The following is a 19,308-nucleotide window of genomic DNA, read 5'->3' as shown; positions in this document are numbered from 1 at the left end:
GCCCGTGCGCTACCGGAGCACCACAGTCTTGCTGCCGTGGAGAAACACTCGGCATTCCGCGTGCCAGCGGACCGCCTCCGAGAGGGCCCTGCACTCGTTGTCGCGCCCGGCCGCGACGAGGTCGTCCGGTCCATAGGTGTGGTCGACCTCGACCACACGTTGGGCGATGATCGGGCCCTCGTCGAGCTCGCTGTCGACGTAGTGGGCAGTCGCCCCGACGGTCTTGACGCCGCGGGCGTGCGCCTGGTGATACGGCTTCGCGCCCTTGAAGCTCGGGAGGAACGAGTGATGGATGTTGATCACGCGCCCCGTCATCCGCGAGGCGAGCGCGTCGCTGAGCACCTGCATATAGCGCGCGAGCACGACGAGATCGACGGACAGGCGGTCGATCAGGTCCTGCAGTTCGGCCTCGGCCTGCTCCTTCGTCGCCTCGGTGACGGGGATGTGGAAGAACGGGATGCCGTGCCACTCGGCCAGTCGCTGATGATCGAGGTGGTTGGAGACGATCGCGACGATGTCGATCGGCAGATCGCCGGACTTCGTGCGGAACAGCAGGTCGTTCAGGCAGTGCTCGAACTTCGACACCATGACGAGCACGCGCGGGCGCACGTCGCGCGCCTCGATCCGCCACCGCATCCCGAAACGCTCCGCGACTCCGCCGAACTGCTCGCGCAGCGCTTCCAGGTCGGGAGTGCTGCCCCGGGCCGGGGCGGCCTGAATGCGCAAGAAGAATCGTTCGGCGACACGGTCGTCGTACTGGGATTGCTCGATGATGTTGTACTCGTGATCGAGCAGCGTGCCGCTGACAGCGTGCACGATCCCGAGATCCTCGGGGCAGTCGAGCGTGAGGATGATCTCTCCGGAACCCGTCGTCATGATGCCGCCTCCTGCGCGTGGTACTCGCGTGCCGCGTCCATCAGCCACGCCGCGACATATTCGGCGAAGGATGCGCGCGGCAGCACCCGGTAGGTGTCGTCCGCTGTGCGCCACGCCAGCACCGGAACAGTGCTGAGCGTCGTCGTGATTGCCGTGTTCACGGCGAACGCGCGGGGGTGCAGGTCGGCGGGGACGCCCTTGTCGAGGGCGTCGCGTGCGCAGGGGCCGGCGACCTCGAGGATCGTGCGATTGGCCGAGAGGTCGACCACCTGCCCCGGCGCATCGTCGAGCGCGTCCCGTAGGCCCACGAGCAGGTCGTGACGGTCGGGATCAGTGATGACGAGGAACTCGTCGGGCGCGAGCCAGAGCACGGCCGTGCGGCTCGCGTCGCCGGCGACGTCGCCGGCGCCGACGGGCAGGTCGACGCCCGTCGCCTCCGCGATCGCGCGATGCGCGGCCGATCCCGGCTCCGCCCTGACGCCGATCTGCGTGGTGAACGCCACCTCTCGCAGGCGGATCCCGGGCGCGGAGGCCGCCTCCATCTCGGCGGAGAGGTGACCAAGGGGGGAGCGGCGCAGCTCGCGCGGCCCCGCCGTGAGTGCATCAGCCATCTCGGCGGCTTCCTTCCGGGTCGAACAGCACGGTGGGGGAGACGAGGACATCGACGAGCCTGCCGTCGACGAGGGCGCGGAGCGTCTCGCCGATCCGATCCCGTCCGTCTTTGATCAAGGCCAGGCCGAAGGTGCGCCCGAGCGCGGCCGAGCGGTACGACGACGTCACCCATCCCTCCATCGGCACCGGAACCGATGAGGTGTCGGTGCCGGTCGCGATCAGCTGCGTGCCCTCCGGAAGGCGCAGCGAGGTGTCGACGGGGAGCACGGACACCAGGTGCTTGCGACCGCCTCGCACGTTGTCCGCGCGGGAGAAGGAGCGCTTGCCGATGAAGTCCTTCGCCGTCGAGACGACCCAGTCCATCCCGGCGTCCTGCGGGGTCACCGTGCCGTCGGTGTCCTGACCGACGATGATGAACCCCTTCTCCGCGCGCAGGACGTGCATGGTCTCTGTGCCGTATGGCGTGATGCCGAACTCCTCGCCGGCCGCCGCGACGTCCTCCCAGGCGCGCATGCCGTACCAGGTGGCGACGTTGATCTCGAACGCCAGCTCGCCGGAGAACGAGATCCGGCAGACCCGTGCCGGGATCCCTGATGCCAGCACGGTCTCGCGGAACGACATGAACTCGAAGGCGTCGTTCGACACGTCGAGGTGGGGGGCGATGCGCGCGAGGACTTCGCGCGAGCGCGGCCCGACCACGGCGATCGTGGCGTACTGCTCGGTGACGGAGGTGCAGGTCGCGTCGAGCTCCGGCCACTCCGTCTGCAGCCACTCCTCGAGCCAGTCGAGCACCTTCGCGGCACCGCCCGTCGTGGTGGTCATCAGGTAGCGGTACTCGTCGAGACGCAGCGTGACGCCGTCGTCGAAGATCATCCCGTCGGCGCCGCACATCACGCCGTAGCGCGCCCTGCCCGGGGCGAGCTTCTTGAAGGCGTTCGTGTAGATGCGGTTCAGGAACTCGCCGGCATCCGCCCCGCGGATCTCGATCTTCCCGAGCGTCGTCGCGTCCATGAACCCGACGGATCCGCGCACCGCCGCGCATTCGCGCAGCACCGCCTGATCCATGTCCTCGCCCGCCTGCGGGTAGTACCACGGGCGCTTCCACTGGCCGACGTCCTCGAACTCCGCGCCGTGGCGCACGTGCCAGGGATGGATCGACGTCACGCGCGCCGGATCGAAGAGCTGGCCACGGCGGCGGCCCGCGAGCGCGGCGAACGACATGGGGGTGTACGGCGCGCGATACGCCGTGGTCCCGATCCCCTGCGGGTTCTTCTCGCCGAGCGCGTGCGCCATGACGCCGATCAGCGGGAGGCTGCTGGTCTTGCCCTGATCGTTCGCCGTCGAGATCGAGGTGTAGCGCTTGACGTGCTCCACCGATCGCATGCCGGCTCCTATCGACCGCAGCACGTCCGCAACCGTCTGGTCGCGCTGCAGGTCGACGAAGTGCCGCCGGTAGGCCTCGGCCTCGTCGCCGTGGAGAGACGGCACGAGCCACACCGTGCGCGGGGGCCGGATGGTCACCTCCTCCGCGGTGGGGATCTCCGCGCTCCGCGGGAAGCCCGTGGATCCTGCGGCCTCGGCGCCGGCCGTCGCCCCCTCGGCGAGAGCCGTGCGCAGGTCGAGGCGTCCGTTCAGAGCGCCGGCGGTCTGCTGGCCCTGCACGGGGCGCGCCGGGACGAAGCCCGAGAGTTCGTCGTCCCACCCCAGCTGGCGCTGGCGCTGCGAGTGCAGGTGGATGACCGGCGTCCATCCGCCGGAGACCGCGAGGAGGTCTGCCGCGAGGGTCCTCGCCTCGCCGACGAGCGAGCCGTCCTCGCCCAGCCCCGAGACGGTCACGGCGCTCAGTGCGCCGTCGTCGCCCGCTTCCGTGTCAGCGACGACGGATCCGCGGAGGACCTCGACACCGCGCGACTCGACGACGACGGCGCGCGGTCCCGGATCCGGTCGCGCATCCACGACCGCCGCGACCTCCGCGCCGATGTCGAGGAGGTCTTCGACGAGGTCGTACGCCGAGTCGCCGGTCGTGGTGACAACGGCGCGATCGCCGATGCGCACACCGTACTGGTTCAGGTAGGTGCGCACCGCGCCCGCGAGCATGATGCCTGGGCGGTCGTTGTTCTCGAAGACGATCTGCCGCTCATGGGCGCCGGTCGCCAGCACGACGCGCGACGCCCGGATGTGCCAGACCCGCTCGCGGGAGAGGCCTTCACTGACCTCGCGCAGGTGGTCGGTCCTGCGCTCGACCGCGACGAGGTAGTTCGCGTCGTAGCTGCCGATTGCTGTGGTGCGCGGGAGGTAGGCGGTCTCCTCGGCCCGGTCCAGCTCGTTCACGACCTGATCGACCCACTCGTGTGCCGGCAGGCCGTCGATCGCGGCCCGGGTCTCGGACAGCAGTGTGCCGCCGGCCACGGGCCGCTCGTCGACGAGCATCACTCGCGCTCCCGAGCGGGAGGCCTCTCGGGCCGCGGCCAGGCCCGCCGGTCCCGCACCGACGACGAGCACGTCGGTGTGCACGTGCTTGTGGTCGTAGGAGGCGCCGTCGGCCTGATCATCGAGCTGGCCGAGGCCCGACAGCAGGCGCAAGTCCAGGCCCTCGACGAGCTCGACGGTCGTCGCCGGCAGCATCGACTCCGCCGCCTCGCCGGAGCGACGCCTCCCGACGGACAGGAGCGCGTTCGGCTCCTCGACGCCGGCGGCGAAGATCCCGCGCGGGCGACCCAGGTAGAGCGAGTCTCCGACGCGCGTGCGCCCGTTCGCGAGCATCGCGCTCGCGACGGTGTCGCCGGCGACGCCGGTGAGGGTGGCGCCGTCGAGGGTGAAGGGCCGCGTCTGGGTGAAGTCGAGACGCGCGCGAGGCGGCTCCGTGAGGCGCCGGAGCTGCGGGGCGGTCATCGGGTGCCTCCCGGGGTGCGGGCGATCTCGGGCGGTGCCTGGCCGATTCCGTACACGGCGCGGAACTCGTAGTCCACCGTGTCGCGGATGGCGTTGAACCACTTACGGCAGCCCGCGAAATGGACCCAGCGCTCGGCGAAGAGCCCCTTCGGGTTCTCGCGATAGAACAGATATCGGGCCCATTCGGCGTCGCTCAGGGAGGAGGGGTCGTCCGGGTAGGAGACGTGGGCCTGCCCGCCGTAGGCGAACTCGGTCTCGTCGCGGGGCCCGCAGTTCGGGCAGTCGATGAGCATCATGTGCGCGTTCCTCGTCGTGATGTCAATGAGCGACGGCCGCCGCGCCGTGCTCGTCGATGAGATGCCCGGTCTCGAAGCGCTCGAGCGCGAACGGGCGGGCCAAGGGGTGGGGATCGTCGTGCGCGATCGTATGGGCGAAGCTCAGACCGGCGGCCGGCGTGCCCTTGAAGCCGCCGGTGCCCCAGCCGCAGTTGACGTAGAGCTGATCGAGCGGCGTCTTGGAGACGATCGGCGAGGCGTCGAATGTCGTGTCGACGATGCCCGCCCACGTGCGCAGCACGTGTGCTCGGGCGAAGATCGGGAACAGTTCGACGGCCGCAGACATCTGCTCTTCGATCACGTGCAGTGCCCCGCGTTGGCCGTAGCCGTTGTACTGGTCGATGCCCGCGCCCATCACGAGCTCGCCCTTGTGTGCCTGTGAGACGTAGACGTGCACGTGGTTCGACATCACGACGGTCGGATGCACCGGTTCGAACAGCTCGGAGACGAGGGCCTGCAATGGGTGCGACTGGATGGGCAGGTCGAAGCCGGCGAGCTTCGCGAGCTGCGACGAGTGGCCCGCCACGGCGAGCGCGACCTTCCCGGCGCCGATGCTGCCGCGGATGGTCTCCACGCCGACGATGCGGTTCCCGACCTTGCGGAAGCCCGTCACCTCGCAATTCTGGATGATGTCGACGCCGAGCGCGTCGGCCTTCCGCGCCAGCGCCCACGCGACGTGATCGTGCTTGGCGATCCCCGCGCGCGGCTGGAACGTCGCCCCCATGACGGGGTAGCGGACGTCGTCGCCGATGTTCACGATCGGGCAGACCTCTTTCACCTGCTCCGGGGTCAGCCACTCGGCGTCGACACCGTTCAGCTTGTTCGCCTCGACGCGCCGCACGGACTCCCGCACATCGCCGAGCGTATGGGCGAGGTTCAGCACGCCGCGCTGCGAGAACAGGAAGTCGTACTCCAGCTCGTCGGGGAGCTGCTCCCAGAGCTTCAGCGACGTCTCGTACATCGCGGCGCTCTCGTCCCACAGGTAGTTCGAGCGGATGATCGTCGTGTTTCGGGCCATGTTGCCGCCCGCGAGCCAGGAGCGTTCGAGCACGGCGACGTTCGTGATGCCGTACTCGCTCGCGAGATAGTACGCGGTGGCGAGCCCGTGACCGCCGCCGCCGACGATCACGACGTCGTACGACGGCTTCGGGTCGGGGTCGCGCCAGAGGAAGTCCGGGTGTTCGGGGAGCGCGTCGGCGACCATCAGAGCCCGATCCTCTCGGTGAGCTGCGGGTAGAGGGGATGCGCCGACGCGACCGCGCCGACGCGACCGCGCAGGTGCTCGATCGCGTCGGCGTCTGCACCGTCGGCGCCGACGATGAGCGCCTCCGCGACGATGTCCGCGACCTCCTCGAAGCTCTCCTCGTCGAAGCCGCGCGTCGCGAGCGCGGGAGTCCCGATGCGCAGCCCGGAGCTGACCATCGGCGGCCGTGGATCGAACGGGACCGCGTTGCGGTTGACCGTGATGTCGATCCTCGCAAGGAGGTCCTCGCCCGTCCTTCCGTCGAGGGCCGAGTCGCGGAGGTCGACGAGGACGAGGTGGACGTCGGTGCCGTCCGTGACGAGGCTGATGCCGCGCGAGGCGACGTCGGGGCGCGAGAGGCGGTCGGCGAGGATCCGCGCTCCGGCGAGCGTGCGCCGCTGCCGGTCGGCGAATCCCGGCGAAGCGGCGGCCCGGAACGCGACGGCCTTCGCGGCGATGACGTGCTCGAGCGGGCCGCCCTGCTGCCCGGGGAAGACAGCCGAGTTGAGACGCTTCGCGATGTCGGCGTCGTTCGTGAGGATGATGCCGCCGCGCGGGCCGCCGAGCGTCTTGTGCGTCGTCGAGGTGGTCACGTGCGCGTGCGGGACGGGGGAGGGGTGCAGATCCGCGGCGACGAGACCGGCGAAGTGCGCCATGTCGACCATCAGGGAGGCGCCGACCGAGTCGGCGATCCGGCGGAAGCGAGCGAAGTCGAGATGGCGCGGGTAGGCAGACCAGCCCGCGATGATGAGCTGGGGGCGGCGCTCCCGCGCGAGCCGCTCGACCGCGTCCATGTCGATGCAGTGGGTGTGCTCGTCGACCCCGTAGGCGGCGACGTCGTAGAGCTTCCCCGAGAAGTTGAGGCGCATCCCGTGTGTGAGATGGCCACCGTGGGCCAGATCCAGGCCGAGGATGGTGTCGCCCGGGGAGAGGAGCGCATGCATGACGGCGGCGTTGGCCTGCGCACCTGAATGCGGCTGCACGTTCGCGAACTGCGCGTCGAACAGGCTCTTCAGTCGATCGATCGCGAGCTGCTCGACGGCGTCGACGTGCTCGCAGCCGCCGTAGTAGCGTCGCCCGGGGTAGCCCTCGGCGTACTTGTTGGTCAACACGGATCCCTGCGCCTGCATGACCGCCGAGGAGGTGTGGTTCTCCGAGGCGATCATCTCGAGGCCGTACCGCTGTCGGTGCAGCTCGGCGTCGATGTTCCGGGCGACTTCTGGGTCGACCTCGGCGAGAGAGGCCGTGAGGTCGTCGGGTGCGGCCGTGGAGGGCGTTGAGGTGAGTGGCATGGGTGCTCCCCGATGTGGATCGATGGCGAGTGTGTCTGGTGGATCGGAAGGTGCGGAACGCGCGGCAATCAGCACTCCACCGCGTTGACGGCCAGGCCACCGCGCGAAGTCTCCTTGTACTTGGTCTTCATCGCGGCTCCGACCTCGCGCATCGTCGCGATCGCCTGGTCGAGGCTCACGCGGTGCGCGCCGTCGCCGGCGAGGGCGAGCCGCGCGGCGTTGATCGCCTTCACGGAGGCGACGGCGTTGCGCTCGATGCAGGGCACCTGGACGAGCCCGCCGATCGGGTCGCAGGTCAGCCCCAGGTTGTGCTCGAGCCCGATCTCGGCGGCGTTCTCGACCTGCTCGGGCGTGCCGCCGAGTGCGGCGCAGAGGCCTGCGGCGGCCATGGCGCAGGCTGAGCCGACCTCGCCCTGGCAGCCCACCTCGGCTCCCGAGATCGAGGCGTTGCGCTTGAGCAGAGTCCCGATCGCTCCCGCCGTCAGCAGGAAGTCGATGATCCCGTCCTCGTCCGCGCCCGGGACGAATCGCGCGAAGTAGTGCAGGACCGCGGGGATGATGCCCGCCGCTCCATTCGTCGGCGCCGTCACGACGCGGCCTCCCGAGGCGTTCTCCTCGTTCACGGCGAGCGCGTAGAGGCTGACCCACTCCATTGCGGCCATGGGGTCGTTCGTCTCGGTCTCGTCTCGCTCCAGCAGGTGGGCGTGCAGCCGGGGGGCCCGCCGGCGGACCTTCAGCCCGCCGGGAAGCAGCGTCTCGGTTCTCCGGCAGCCGTTGTCGACGCATTCCTGCATCACCGACCAGATCTCGAGCAGTTGCGCGCGGAACGCGTCGCCGTCGTGTTGGGTCATCTCGTTCGCGTGCATGACCTCGGCGATCGACAGCCCGGAGTCGCGGCACCGGTCGAGCAGCTCCCGAGTGTCCGCGAAGGGGTGCGGTTCGGGGATGGTGGGGGCGGCCAGCGGTGCATCGAGCTGGTCCGGCGCGACGACGAAGCCGCCGCCGACGGAGTAGTACTCGCGCTCGACGAGGCGGTCGCCGCCGGCGTCGAACGCGGTCAGGCGCATGCCGTTGGGGTGGCCGGGGAGAGACCGGCGGCGGTGGAACACCACGTCGCGCGCGCGGTCGAAGGCGATCTCGTGTGTCCCGGCCAGCGGGAGGCGATGCGATTCGACGGCGTCGCCGGCCGTGTGTGCCACGGACTCCGGGTGGACGGACTCGGGGTCGAACCCCGCGAGCCCGATGATGACGGCGGTGTCCGATCCGTGCCCGATCCCGGTGGCCCCCAGCGAGCCGAACAGCTCGGCCTTGACGCGCGCGATGCGCGAGAGCGTGCCGGACGCCTCGAGCTCGGCGGTGAAGCGTCGTGCCGCGCGCATCGGTCCCACAGTGTGGGACGACGAGGGGCCTACGCCGATCGAGAACAGGTCGAGCACGCTCACGGCCATGCCGACGCTCCTTCCACTAGATCGACAACTGATACATCACGGCGAGCGTAGGAGGTCGATCGCGGCGATGTCAAGAGATCGCTCCAGCCATCGGGACCCTCCGAGGGTGACCTCTTCCGTTCGACGCTGTCGCAGGAGTACAGTCGCCCGCATCGAAGCACGTCGGCCGCCGTCAGAGCAGACGGTGGCGATGGGCGAAAGCCCGGATCGGGCGCCGCACGAAGAGATGAAGCGTACCTCTTGCGTGCAAAAATCCCCGGTGATACACCGGAATGAGTGGATGTGTCGGACAACGGAGGTCCTCATGTCTGTGAACCCGGATCCTCGGATCCTCCTCTACCCGCGACTTCGGAAGTCGCCCTTCTTCCATGCCTCCAGGCAGCACGGCGTGGCGATGTACAGCGTCTACAACCACACGTACCACCCCCGTCACTACGGCGATCCCGTGGCCGAGTACTGGGCGCTCCTGAACGGCGTCACTCTCTGGGACGTCGGCGTCGAGCGACAGATCGAGATCACGGGCCCCGACGCGTTCACCTTCACGAACATGCTCGTGCCGCGCGATCTGTCGAAGTGCGCGGTCGGCCAGTGCAAGTACGTCTTCCTCACGGCCGAGGACGGCGGGATCATCAACGACCCCGTGCTGCTGCGGCTGGGCGAGAACCACTTCTGGTTGTCGCTCGCCGACAGCGACGTGCTGCTGTGGGCGAAGGGCGTCGCCCGGAACTCGGGCCTCGACGTCACGATCCGCGAGGCCGATGTGGGGCCCGTGCAGGTGCAGGGGCCGCTCGCCGGCGCCCTGATGAGCGAGCTCTTCGGCGCAGATGTGCTCGACGTGGGCTACTACTGGCTGCGCGAGTACGAGATCGACGACATGCGCGTCGTCGTCTCGCGAACGGGATACACGGCCGAACTCGGATTCGAGATCTACGTCCACGACGCCAGCCGAGACGCGGTGCGCCTGTGGAACAAGATCTGGGAGGCGGGGCGTCCCTTCGGTCTGAAGGTCATCGGGCCGTGCCACATGCGCCGAATCGAAGCGGGGATCCTCTCGTACGGCTGCGACATCACCCTCGACACGAATCCGTTCGAGGTCGGCATGGGGTACGACTGGATGGTCGACGTCGACCAGGAGTCCGACTTCATCGGCAAGGACGCGCTGCGGCGCATCAAGCAGGAGGGCGTCAGCCGGCGCATGGTCGGCCTCGAGATCGGCGGGGAGCCGCTCGGCACGTTCAACGACGGATCCATGATTGAGGAGTTCACGGTGCTCGACGGCGAGATGCCCGTCGGAGCGGTGACATCGGCCTGCTTCTCGCCTCGGCTCGAGCGCAATATCGGGCTCGCGATGATGCCGGTCGCGCTCGGCGAGGTCGGCACCGCCGTGCAGGTCGCGACACCGAGCGGGATCGTCCCGGCGCGGGTCGTGCCGAAGCCCTTCATCGATCCGACGAAGGAACGCCCGAAGCAGTCGCTGCGCCCGAAGGTGAACGGCGACGACGCGTCCGACGTGCGGGCGGGCATCTGATGCCTCCGGCGGCGGGGCGCGGGTTCGTGACCGCAGGGCTCGACGCGCGCCCGAAGGAGGAGCACACGTGAGTGACGACCATCGCCCCCGTCGCCGGCTGGACAGCCTGGGGATCGCGGCGCGCGCCGAGCTGCGCCCGATCGGAGAGATCGCGGAGGCGATGGGCCTCCCGGAGGAGTTCGTTGAACCATACGGCGACGGCGTTGCGAAGCTCGACCTCGCCGCCATCGACGCGCTCGCAGACCGGCCGCGCGCCAAGTACGTCCTCGTGACGGCCGTCACTCCGACCCCGCTCGGGGAGGGGAAGACCACGACGACGGTCGGTCTCGGCCAGGGGTTGCAGCACATCGGCCGCCGCGCTGTCATCGCGGTGCGGCAGCCTTCGCTCGGCCCGACCCTCGGGATCAAGGGCGGCGGCGCCGGGGCGGGACAGAGCCAGGTGGTGCCGATGGAGCGCCTCAATCTGCACCTCACGGGCGACATCCACGCGGTGAGCGCGGCGCACAACCAGCTCGCGGCGCAGGTCGACAATCACCTGCTGCGCGGGGCGCCGTCGGGCCTCGACCCCGCGCGCACGACGTGGCGGCGCGTCGTCGACATCGACGATCGCTCGCTGCGCTCGGTCGTGACGGGGCTCGGCGGATCCGCGAACGGACCCGTGCGCGAGACCGGCTTCGACATCACGGCGGCATCGGAGGTGATGGCGGCGCTGTCGCTGTCGACGTCGCTGAAGGATCTGCGCGAGCGGATGGGGCGGATCGTCGTCGGCTGGACCGGCGACGGGGATCCCGTCACGGCCGAGGACGTGCGCGGAGCGGGAGCCATGACGGTGCTGTTGAAGCAGGCGCTGCGCCCCAACCTCCTGCAGACGATCGAGCACACGCCCGCCCTCGTGCACTGCGGCCCGTTCGGCAACATCGCGACGGGAAACTCGTCGGTCGTCGCCGATCTCATCGGCAGCCGCTGCGGCGAGTTCCTCGTGACGGAGGCAGGCTTCGCGTCGGACATGGGTGCCGAGCGATTCTTCAACATCAAGTGTCGGGTATCGGGGATGACGCCCGATGCTGCCGTCATCGTCACGACGGTGCGCGCGCTCAAGGCGCACTCAGGACGGCACCGCGTCGTCGCCGGGCGCCCGCTGCCCGACGAGATGCTCGCCGAGAGCCCCGACGACGTCCTCGCGGGCGCGGACAATCTGCGGCGTCACATCGGCATCGTGAGGCGCCACGGCGTCCCGGTCGTCGTGGCGATCAACGCCTTCGACACCGACTTCTCGAGCGAGCACGACGCGATCCTGCGCGTCGCCCGCGAAGAGGGCGCGAAGGCGGCCGTCTCGACGCACGTCGCCGACGGCGGATCCGGGGCGGCTGATCTCGCGCGTCTCGTCGAGGAGGCGACGGACGAGCCGAACGCGTTCGGCTTCCTGTATCCCGAGAACATCTCGCTCACCGCGAAGGTCGAGGCGATCGCGACCGAGGTGTACGGAGCCGACGGCGTCGACATCAGTCCGCAGGCGGCGAAGGACCTCGCCGCGTTCGAAGAGCAGGGCTACGGGCGCCTGCCGGTCTGCATCGCGAAGACCCATCTCTCGCTGTCGGCGGATCCCACTCTCCGCGGCGCGCCGACCGGATGGCGCCTCCCCGTCCGGGAGGTGCGCCTGTCGGCGGGCGCCGGCTTCGTCTACCTGATCTGCGGCACCATGCAGACGATGCCGGGCCTCGGCTCGACCCCCGCCGCCGAGCAGATCGACATCGACGAAGACGGGAACACGGTCGGGCTGTATTGAGGGCGGTCGCGCGTTCGTGGGCGCGTGTGCGCGCGACTGGCGTAGGGATCCGTGCACTCCTGAGGAGATACGCGGCGATGAGGACGGATCCAGGGCGCAGGATCCTCAGGAGCGCACATCTCCTCAGAAGCGCACGCCGACGCGCGTCCCAGCCATCCCGCGAGACAATGGACGCATGACCGATCGCAACGACGTGCTGTTCGCCCATGCCCGCGACGTGATCCCCGGCGGGGTGAACTCGCCCGTCCGCGCATACGGGTCCGTCGGTGGGACGCCGCGCTTCCTCGAGAGCTCGCGCGGTGCGTACGTCACCGACGCGAACGGCCGCGAGTACGTCGATCTCGTCGCTACGTGGGGCCCCGCGTTGCTCGGTCACGCGCATCCCGAGGTCGTCCAGGCCGTGCAGGAGGCGGCGGCGAAGGGCCTCTCGTTCGGCGCGCCGACCGAGGCGGAGGTACGTCTCGCCGACCTCATCACGGAGCGCGTGCAGGCGGGCGGGCTGAAGCCCGTCGACGAGGTGCGCCTCGTCTCGACCGGCACCGAGGCGACGATGACCGCGATCCGTCTCGCCCGCGGCGTCACGGGCCGCGACCTGCTCGTGAAGTTCGACGGCAACTACCACGGTCACTCCGACGGGCTGCTCGCGGCGGCCGGATCCGGCGTCGCGACGCTCGCCCTGCCCGGCACGGCGGGCGTCCCCGCGGGGGTCGCCGCCGAGACCCTGGTTGTGCCCTACGGCGACCTCGACGCCGTGCGCGAGGTCTTCGCCGCCCACGGCGACCGCATCGCCGCCATCATCGTCGAGGCCGCGCCGGCCAATATGGGCGTCGTCGAGCCGCCGGAGGGCTTCAACGCGGCGCTCGCCGACATCGCCCACGGCGCCGGATCCCTGCTGATCGTCGACGAGGTCCTCACCGGCTTCCGTGTGCACCCCGCGGGCGAGTGGGGCCGCCAGGTCGAGGCGGGGCACGCATACGAGCCCGACATCTTCACCTTCGGCAAGGTCGTCGGTGGGGGCATGCCGCTCGCGGCGCTCGGCGGGAAGAAAGCCGTCATGGAGCACCTGGCGCCGACCGGCCCCGTCTACCAGGCTGGCACCCTCTCGGGGAACCCGCTCTCAGTCGCCGCCGGCATCGCGACCCTGGAGCGCGCGACGCCCGAGGTCTACGCGCGGCTGAATGCGTCGGCCGACCGGATCACGTCCGCCCTGGGCGAGGCGCTCGCCGCGGAGGGCGTCGCGCACGCGATCTCGCGCGTCGGCACGCTCTTCGGCTTCGCGTTCCTCGGTGACAAGCCCCGCGACTACGCGACCGCGAAGACGCAGGAGGCGTTCCGTTTCGGTCCCTTCTTCCACGCGATGCTCGACGGCGGCGTGCACCTGCCGCCGAGCGTGTTCGAGGCGTGGTTCGTCATGGCCGCGCACGATGACGCGGCGCTCTCCGCGATCGAAGAGGCGCTTCCCGCAGCGGCGCGCGCCGCGGCCGCCGCGACGGCGTAGCGGCGCACGACTCGACTCCACCGCATGCCGTCCTCGGCGTGCGTCTCGCGCGCTTCGTGCCCGACAGTACGGGCATCCCGGCGGAGACGTTCGGCGGGCGTGCCCCCCGCCGTCCTGACGCTGCTGTCAGTGGCGATCGAGGCGTGTCGCCGAAACGGCAAGTACGTTGGCATCAGCGGCCGGGAACCATCCGACCACTCGGATCTCGCCTCGGTGTGAAGGAACCAGGCCTGAACCCGTGCGGTTCACTCGGTTGCCGCCGCACCCTTGTCGAGCCAGCGGATCGGACCGGTGCCCTTGCTCCCCAGCGTGTCCGCGGGGTTCTGGAGTGTGCAGGAGCTCAAGCTCAGACACCCGCATCCGATGCAGCCGTCGAGGTCCCCGCGAAGATGCTCGAGCTGCCGGATGCGCGCGTCGAGATCATCCCGCCAGCGCTGCGAGAGGCGCGCCCAGTCCTGCTTGGTCGGTGTGCGTCCCTTCGGTAATGATTCGAGCGCGGCTCGGATGTCCTTCAAGGGGATGCCGACTCGTTGCGACACGCGGATAAAGGCGACGCGGCGCAGCGTGTCTCGGCCGTATCGCCGCTGATTCCCGTGGGTGCGGTCCGCACGAATCAGACCGTTGCGCTCATAGAAGTGCAGCGCCGATGACGCGACGCCGCTCCGGCGGGAGAGCTCTCCGATCGTGAGCTGTCGGTGCTTGTCTCCACCCAACTGCGGCATGGTCTGCTCCTCGGTGCATCGTCGGCTTGACCTCAACAATAGTTGAGGTTCTAGCGTGATCCGTATGACAACGGAAACAGGAGAGGTACGGACACCCGAGCCCGACGCACCGGGAATCATGAGCGGCATGTACCTCTGGGTCACGATCGGCGCGTGCGCTCTCGTGTTCCTCGGAGCCTTCGAATCGCTGGCGGTGACGACGGTGATGCCGGTGGTGAGCGCCGATCTCGGCGGCCAACGCCTCTATGCCCTCGCATTCGCAGGGCCCCTGGCCACCGGAGTCATCGGAATGGTCGCCGCGGGGAACTGGGCGGATCGCCGCGGACCCACGGCGCCGCTGCACACGGCAGTCGCCGCGTTCGTGGCCGGCCTGCTCATCGCCGGGCTCGCGCCGAGCATGGAGGCGTTCGTCGCGGGGCGCTTCGTGCAGGGGCTGGGTAGTGGAGGGATGATCGTCGCACTCTACGTCGTCGTCGCTCGCGTATATCCACAGAAAAGGCATCCGGCGATCTTCGCCGGGTTCGCCGCGGCGTGGGTCGTGCCGTCTCTGATCGGACCGACCGTCGCCGCGGTCGTCACCGACGTGTGGAGCTGGCACTGGGTGTTCCTCGGCGTCGTCGTGCTCTCTCTCGCCGCGCTTCTCATGGTGGTGCCGGCGCTTCGCGGCCTGTCCGGTGGAGACGTCTCAGCTCCGTGGGCATTCGGACGGCTGGGGTGGGCCGTGCTCGCTGCGCTCGCCGTGCTCGCTCTGAACCTGGTCGGCGACGTTCCGGGGACCGGACCGGTGCTCGCCGTCGCGGCCGTGGTCGTCGCATTGATCGCGGTGCGACCGCTGGCGCCGAGGGGTGTGCTGCGCGCGCGAAGGGGCCTGCCAACGGTCATCCTCGTGCGCGGACTCGCGGCCGGCGCCTTCATCGGCACGCAGGTGTACCTGCCCTACCTGCTCACCGACCGGTACGCGCTGACGCCGACCGTCGCGGGTCTGGCTCTGACGGGCGGCGCTCTCGCATGGTCGATCGCGTCGACCGTACAGGGATGGCTGGGTGCTCGACTGCCGAACATGACCGCCTTGCGGATCGGAACGGCGTTCGTCCTGGTCGGCATCGCGGCGGTGCTGGCGACGACCGTTCTCCAGTCGGGTGCGCTGGTCATCGCCGTGACATGGATCATCGCCGGTGCGGGCATGGGACTCATGATCCCCAGAATCAGCGCGCTGACGCTGGCGCTGTCGACACCCGAGGAGCACGGGTTCAACAGTTCTGCACTGACGGTCGCCGACTCATTCGGCAGTGCGATGGTGTTGGCCGTCGCCGGGACACTGTTCGCCGCTCTGGCGACGACCACGGATCCTTTCACCGCCGTGTTCTCCCTGTCCGCCGTGATCGCCGTAGCGGCGGTCATCCTGGTGCCACGGGTCTCCCATCCCAGCGCCCGTGCGGAGGTGGCGGCATGAGGGCGGTCATCCAGCGCGAGTTCGGCGGGCCGCAGGTGCTCGTCGTCGAGGAGGTGGATCTTCCCGCACCTGCCGACGGGCAGGTGCGCGTGCGGGTCGAGGCCGCTGGCGTCCACGCGGTCGACGTGAACATCCGCGCAGGGGATGTCCCGCCGTCGATGCCGCGACCGCCGCTTCCCATGACACCCGGTCGTGAGGTGGCAGGAAGGGTGGATGCGGTCGGCCCTGGCGTCGACAAGACTCTCATCGGTGTACGAGTGGTGGCCCACGTCGGTTTCCTGAACGGCGGCTACGCTGAGTACGCGCTGGTACCGGTCGCCGCGCTGCACATCGTGCCCGACGACGTGACATTCCCCCACGCCGTTGCGTCGATCGGCACGGGTCGCACCGCGCAGTACGTGCTGGACGAGGCGCGCTTGCAGGCAACAGACGTCGTCATCGTCCCGGGGGCCTCGGGGGGCCTCGGAAGTCACCTCGTGCACCTCGTTCTTTCGAGCGGAGCCACGGTCGTCGCCCTCTACGGCGGCGTGCGGAAGCGCGCGATTGTGGAAGGGCTGGCATCGGATCGCGAGAGATTCTTTGCGCTGGATGCCATGGATGACTCCTGGCCATCGCAGATGGACGGACTGCTCGGAGAGCGCGAACCATCGCTGCTGATCGACGGCGTCGGCGGCACGACGGCCCGCGCGGCACTCGAGACGCTGGGTCGCGGCGGCCGGGTCGTGATCATCGGGTGGTCGAGCGGCGACGCCCTCCAGCTCGACACCGACGACATCGTCGGTCGATCGCTGACGGTGGGCGTTCCCCTCGGCAGGCCGTTGCCGCAGCTGCGGGAGCTCGAGGCCCGCGCGCTCGCAGCCGTAGCTGAGCGACGAGTCGAACCGGTCGTCGACGAGTATCCGCTCGAGCGCGCCTCCGAGGCTCACGTGAGGCTCGAGCGGCGACGACAGCGGGGGAAGATTGTGCTGGTTCCGTGACCGGTGCGAGTTCCCGCCCGGTCTCCGCATGTGCAGGAGGGCGTGGCCTGGGAAGTTCCTCCGGTCGTCACGCGGCGTCGCCGCTCCGAATGTCGGAGGTCGCGCGTAGCGTCGGCCGTATGAGATACGGATTCATCGGAAGCTACGGCAGTCCCACGCAGCAGCTTCGGCTCGCTCGTGCGTGCGAAGAGCACGGGTGGGACGGCTTCTTCACGTGGGATGGGGTGAGCCTCGACGCGGGGGAGTTCGACGCCGGACCCACATGGGATCCATTCGCCTTGCTCGGTGCGATCGCGGCCGTCACCGAGCGCATCACGCTGGGAGCGATGGTGTTCGCCGCGCCGCGAAGGCGGCCATGGGAACTCGCGCAGCAGGTGCTCACGGTCGACCATCTCTCGGGCGGTCGGCTTGTCTTGCCTGTAGGGATGGGAGTACCGATCGATCGCGCTTTCACCTCGGTTCCCGAACAGCCCGAAGAGCTTCGCGACCGCGCGCGGCTTCTCGACGATGTGCTTGCGTGGATCGAACGATCGTGGTCGACGGAGACCTTCGCGTTCGAGGGTGCGCGCATCGCGACCGGCGATTTTCAGTTCCCGCAGGCGCCCGTGAATGGGCGGATCCCCGTGTGGCCTGTCGGGGTGTGGGATGCTGAGCGCCCGCCGCGGCGCAGCCTCGACCGCGCGCTGCGGTGGGACGGAATCGTGCCGCAGGTGCGCGGTGACTCGCCGGAGGGCGCCGAGCCGGGCCCAGACGACATCGCGGCGCTGAGCCGTTGGATCGCCGAGCACCGCGATGACGCGGCGGGGCCGTTCGACATCGTCCTGCAGGGGCGTCTCGATACCGACCCCGACGTTGCGGCCGAGCAGGTCCGCGCCGCCGAGGCCGCGGGCGTGACGTGGTGGATGGAGTCGTGGTGGGACCCGGCGACGGTGACGCACGAGTGGCTGATCGAGCGCGCCTGTCAGGGGCCGCCGTCGGTGTGACGGGGTCGCCGTTCGGAATCGCGCCGATCTGTATGCATTGGAATGAATCCACAGGGTGAGAGGTTGAGCATGACATGACGACACTCGAACTCGGACTCGACACCTTCGGCGGCGTGACGCTCGGCGCCGACGGCTCACCGCTCGCGCATCCGCAGGTGATCCGCGATCTCGTGGATGACGCGATCCTCGCCGATGAGACCGGGATCGACTTCTTCGGGATCGGCGAGCATCACCGCCCCGACTTCGCCGTCTCCAGCCCCGAGATGGTGCTCGCCGCGATCGCATCGCGGACCGAGCGGATCCGACTCGGATCGGCCGTCACGGTCCTGAGCTCCGACGACCCCGTGCGCGTGTTCCAGCGATTCGCGACCCTCGACGCCGTCTCTCGCGGGCGGGCGGAGATCGTCGCCGGCCGGGGCTCGTTCACCGAGTCGTTCCCGCTGTTCGGCTATGACCTCTCCCAGTACGAGGTGCTGTTCGAAGAGAAGCTGGAGCTTCTCTCTCGCCTGCTGACGGAGGAGCCCGTGACGTGGAGCGGCAGTACCCGCGCCGCTCTCACAGAACAGCGCGTCTTCCCCACCACAGCCGACGGCCTGCGTGCGTGGGTGGGCGTCGGTGGCAGCCCGGAATCCGTCGTCCGCACCGCACGGCACGGCTTCGGCCTGTTCCTCGCGATCATCGGAGGCCCCGCGGCGCGCTTCGCGCCGTACGTCGATCTCTTTCATCGCGCGCAGGACGAGTTCGGTGTCGCGCATCAGCCGATCGCCGTGCACTCGCCCGGCCTGGTCGCCGAAACCGACGAACGCGCCCGCGAGATCGCGCGGAGCGGATGGATCGCGATGCGCACACGGATGGGCCGCGAACGGGGCTGGGCGCCCCCGCAGGTGGGCGACTTCGAACGGGAGATCGACGGCGGTGCGCTCTACATCGGCGGTCCCGAGACGGTTGCACGCAAGATCGCAGCGACCGTCCGCACGCTCGGCGTCGACCGCTTCGACCTCAAGTACGACCAGTCGCAGGTGAGCCACGGCGAACTGACCCGCTCGATCGAGCTCTACGGTACGAAGGTCGTCCCGATGGTCCGGGATCTGCTGAGCTGAGGGCGCAGGGGTCCCGTCAGCGCACCGATCCGCCTTCGAGTTCGATGAGCTGGCGTTTGACGTCCTCGCGGCCGCCGAACTCGCCGAGACTTCCGTCGGAGCGGATCACGCGGTGCACCGGCACGACGAGGGTGAGCGGCGTGAAGCGGCAGGCCGTGCCGACCGCCCGGGCGGCCCGCGGGCGTCCGGCACGGTCGGCGATCTCGCCGTAGCTCGCCGTCTCGCCATACGAGATGTCACGCACAGCGCGCAGGGCGTCGCCCGCGAATCCGGGGGAGAGGCGCCAATCGATCTCGACGTCGAAGCGCTGTAGGCGTCCGCCGAAGTACTCGGTCAGCTGCGCGCCGAGCCCCGCGATGTCGTCGTGCGACGCCGCGAGCTCGCGCCGCAGCTCGCGAGCGACGCCCTCGACGACCCACAGCGGGTCCTCCGCGGTGCCGAGGGCGAGGATCCGATCGTCCTCGCCGAACACCGCGACGGCGGCGCCGATCGGCGTGGCCGTCACGGTGTACCGGTACGTCACGCGAAGCCCCGGGAGGGCCGTCGCTCAGCCATCATCGTCG

Annotated in this window: 16 protein-coding genes; 7 read left to right on the top strand and 9 right to left on the bottom strand. The window is 69.7% G+C overall.

What is annotated here, in order from left to right; genetic code table 11:
• Positions 1–9: 9 nt before the first annotated feature.
• The 7 genes from purU to C0012_RS05685 all read right to left on the bottom strand — a co-directional run bounded on the left by purU (position 10) and on the right by C0012_RS05685 (position 8,698).
• On the bottom strand, positions 10–876 hold the full coding sequence (gene purU / locus C0012_RS05715) for a formyltetrahydrofolate deformylase (protein WP_110590113.1): 867 nt from the start codon (positions 874–876) through the stop codon (positions 10–12).
• Complete coding sequence (locus C0012_RS05710; protein WP_110590112.1) at positions 873–1,487, bottom strand: sarcosine oxidase subunit gamma; 615 nt, start codon at positions 1,485–1,487, stop codon at positions 873–875. Before C0012_RS05710 ends, purU begins: the two co-directional genes overlap by 4 nt.
• A complete protein-coding gene (locus tag C0012_RS05705; RefSeq protein WP_110590111.1) occupies positions 1,480–4,380 on the bottom strand; it encodes a sarcosine oxidase subunit alpha family protein in 2,901 nt (966 codons plus the stop codon). Before C0012_RS05705 ends, C0012_RS05710 begins: the two co-directional genes overlap by 8 nt.
• Positions 4,377–4,676, bottom strand: coding sequence for a sarcosine oxidase subunit delta (locus C0012_RS05700; RefSeq protein WP_110590110.1), 300 nt, complete (start codon positions 4,674–4,676; stop codon positions 4,377–4,379). The genes C0012_RS05705 and C0012_RS05700 overlap by 4 nt, the downstream gene beginning before the upstream one ends.
• Before the next feature lie 22 nt (positions 4,677–4,698).
• The gene (locus C0012_RS05695) at positions 4,699–5,919 is read right to left on the bottom strand and encodes a sarcosine oxidase subunit beta family protein (protein ID WP_110590109.1); all 1,221 of its coding nucleotides are present in this window, start codon (positions 5,917–5,919) and stop codon (positions 4,699–4,701) included.
• Positions 5,919–7,250, bottom strand: a complete 1,332-nt coding sequence (gene glyA / locus C0012_RS05690; RefSeq protein WP_110590108.1) for a serine hydroxymethyltransferase — start codon at positions 7,248–7,250, stop codon at positions 5,919–5,921. The genes C0012_RS05695 and glyA overlap by 1 nt, the downstream gene beginning before the upstream one ends.
• Before the next feature lie 68 nt (positions 7,251–7,318).
• The gene (locus C0012_RS05685) at positions 7,319–8,698 is read right to left on the bottom strand and encodes an L-serine ammonia-lyase (protein ID WP_110590107.1); all 1,380 of its coding nucleotides are present in this window, start codon (positions 8,696–8,698) and stop codon (positions 7,319–7,321) included.
• Between the two features lie 304 nt (positions 8,699–9,002).
• Here C0012_RS05685 and C0012_RS05680 point away from each other — a divergent pair, with 304 nt between their 5' ends.
• The 3 genes from C0012_RS05680 to hemL all read left to right on the top strand — a co-directional run bounded on the left by C0012_RS05680 (position 9,003) and on the right by hemL (position 13,510).
• On the top strand, positions 9,003–10,226 hold the full coding sequence (locus C0012_RS05680) for a glycine cleavage T C-terminal barrel domain-containing protein (RefSeq protein WP_110590106.1): 1,224 nt from the start codon (positions 9,003–9,005) through the stop codon (positions 10,224–10,226).
• 67 nt (positions 10,227–10,293) lie between these two features.
• A complete protein-coding gene (locus C0012_RS05675) occupies positions 10,294–12,012 on the top strand; it encodes a formate--tetrahydrofolate ligase (protein WP_198411065.1) in 1,719 nt (572 codons plus the stop codon).
• Between the two features lie 175 nt (positions 12,013–12,187).
• On the top strand, positions 12,188–13,510 hold the full coding sequence (gene hemL / locus C0012_RS05670) for a glutamate-1-semialdehyde 2,1-aminomutase (RefSeq protein WP_110590105.1): 1,323 nt from the start codon (positions 12,188–12,190) through the stop codon (positions 13,508–13,510).
• A 245-nt stretch (positions 13,511–13,755) separates the two neighbouring features.
• Here the strand turns inward: hemL and soxR are convergent, their stop codons facing one another.
• Positions 13,756–14,232: a redox-sensitive transcriptional activator SoxR gene (gene soxR, locus C0012_RS05665; protein ID WP_110590104.1), complete on the bottom strand. Its 477-nt coding sequence runs from the start codon at positions 14,230–14,232 to the stop codon at positions 13,756–13,758.
• A 64-nt stretch (positions 14,233–14,296) separates the two neighbouring features.
• Between soxR and C0012_RS05660 the strand changes: the two genes are divergently transcribed.
• The 4 genes from C0012_RS05660 (at position 14,297) to C0012_RS05645 (ending at position 18,745) form a co-directional block, all read left to right on the top strand.
• The gene (locus C0012_RS05660) at positions 14,297–15,685 is read left to right on the top strand and encodes an MFS transporter (protein ID WP_198411064.1); all 1,389 of its coding nucleotides are present in this window, start codon (positions 14,297–14,299) and stop codon (positions 15,683–15,685) included.
• On the top strand, positions 15,682–16,662 hold the full coding sequence (locus C0012_RS05655) for an alcohol dehydrogenase catalytic domain-containing protein (RefSeq protein WP_110590102.1): 981 nt from the start codon (positions 15,682–15,684) through the stop codon (positions 16,660–16,662). The genes C0012_RS05660 and C0012_RS05655 overlap by 4 nt, the downstream gene beginning before the upstream one ends.
• A gap of 119 nt (positions 16,663–16,781) precedes the next feature.
• Complete coding sequence (locus tag C0012_RS05650; RefSeq protein WP_110590101.1) at positions 16,782–17,645, top strand: LLM class flavin-dependent oxidoreductase; 864 nt, start codon at positions 16,782–16,784, stop codon at positions 17,643–17,645.
• Between the two features lie 74 nt (positions 17,646–17,719).
• Entirely contained in the window at positions 17,720–18,745 is a 1,026-nt protein-coding gene (locus C0012_RS05645; RefSeq protein WP_110590100.1) for an LLM class flavin-dependent oxidoreductase, read from the top strand.
• A gap of 16 nt (positions 18,746–18,761) precedes the next feature.
• Here the strand turns inward: C0012_RS05645 and C0012_RS05640 are convergent, their stop codons facing one another.
• Entirely contained in the window at positions 18,762–19,268 is a 507-nt protein-coding gene (locus tag C0012_RS05640) for a methylated-DNA--[protein]-cysteine S-methyltransferase (RefSeq protein ID WP_110590099.1), read from the bottom strand.
• Between the last annotated feature and the right edge of the window lie 40 nt (positions 19,269–19,308).

The organism is Microbacterium suaedae (genome assembly GCF_003254645.1).
In the GTDB taxonomy this organism is placed as follows: domain Bacteria; phylum Actinomycetota; class Actinomycetes; order Actinomycetales; family Microbacteriaceae; genus Microbacterium; species Microbacterium suaedae.
This window is presented reverse-complemented; position numbering and strand designations above follow the sequence as displayed.

Excerpts from the sequence above, each read along its gene's own strand:
- purU (WP_110590113.1), bottom strand. The coding sequence starts at position 876 with ATGACGACGGGTTCCGGAGAGATCATCCTCACGCTCGACTGCCCCGAG.
- C0012_RS05710 (WP_110590112.1), bottom strand. The coding sequence starts at position 1,487 with ATGGCTGATGCACTCACGGCGGGGCCGCGCGAGCTGCGCCGCTCCCCC.
- C0012_RS05705 (WP_110590111.1), bottom strand. The coding sequence starts at position 4,380 with ATGACCGCCCCGCAGCTCCGGCGCCTCACGGAGCCGCCTCGCGCGCGT.
- C0012_RS05700 (WP_110590110.1), bottom strand. The coding sequence starts at position 4,676 with ATGATGCTCATCGACTGCCCGAACTGCGGGCCCCGCGACGAGACCGAG.
- C0012_RS05695 (WP_110590109.1), bottom strand. The coding sequence starts at position 5,919 with ATGGTCGCCGACGCGCTCCCCGAACACCCGGACTTCCTCTGGCGCGAC.
- glyA (WP_110590108.1), bottom strand. The coding sequence starts at position 7,250 with ATGCCACTCACCTCAACGCCCTCCACGGCCGCACCCGACGACCTCACG.
- C0012_RS05685 (WP_110590107.1), bottom strand. The coding sequence starts at position 8,698 with ATGGCCGTGAGCGTGCTCGACCTGTTCTCGATCGGCGTAGGCCCCTCG.
- C0012_RS05680 (WP_110590106.1), top strand. The coding sequence starts at position 9,003 with ATGTCTGTGAACCCGGATCCTCGGATCCTCCTCTACCCGCGACTTCGG.
- hemL (WP_110590105.1), top strand. The coding sequence starts at position 12,188 with ATGACCGATCGCAACGACGTGCTGTTCGCCCATGCCCGCGACGTGATC.
- soxR (WP_110590104.1), bottom strand. The coding sequence starts at position 14,232 with ATGCCGCAGTTGGGTGGAGACAAGCACCGACAGCTCACGATCGGAGAG.
- C0012_RS05660 (WP_198411064.1), top strand. The coding sequence starts at position 14,297 with ATGACAACGGAAACAGGAGAGGTACGGACACCCGAGCCCGACGCACCG.
- C0012_RS05655 (WP_110590102.1), top strand. The coding sequence starts at position 15,682 with ATGAGGGCGGTCATCCAGCGCGAGTTCGGCGGGCCGCAGGTGCTCGTC.
- C0012_RS05650 (WP_110590101.1), top strand. The coding sequence starts at position 16,782 with ATGAGATACGGATTCATCGGAAGCTACGGCAGTCCCACGCAGCAGCTT.
- C0012_RS05645 (WP_110590100.1), top strand. The coding sequence starts at position 17,720 with ATGACGACACTCGAACTCGGACTCGACACCTTCGGCGGCGTGACGCTC.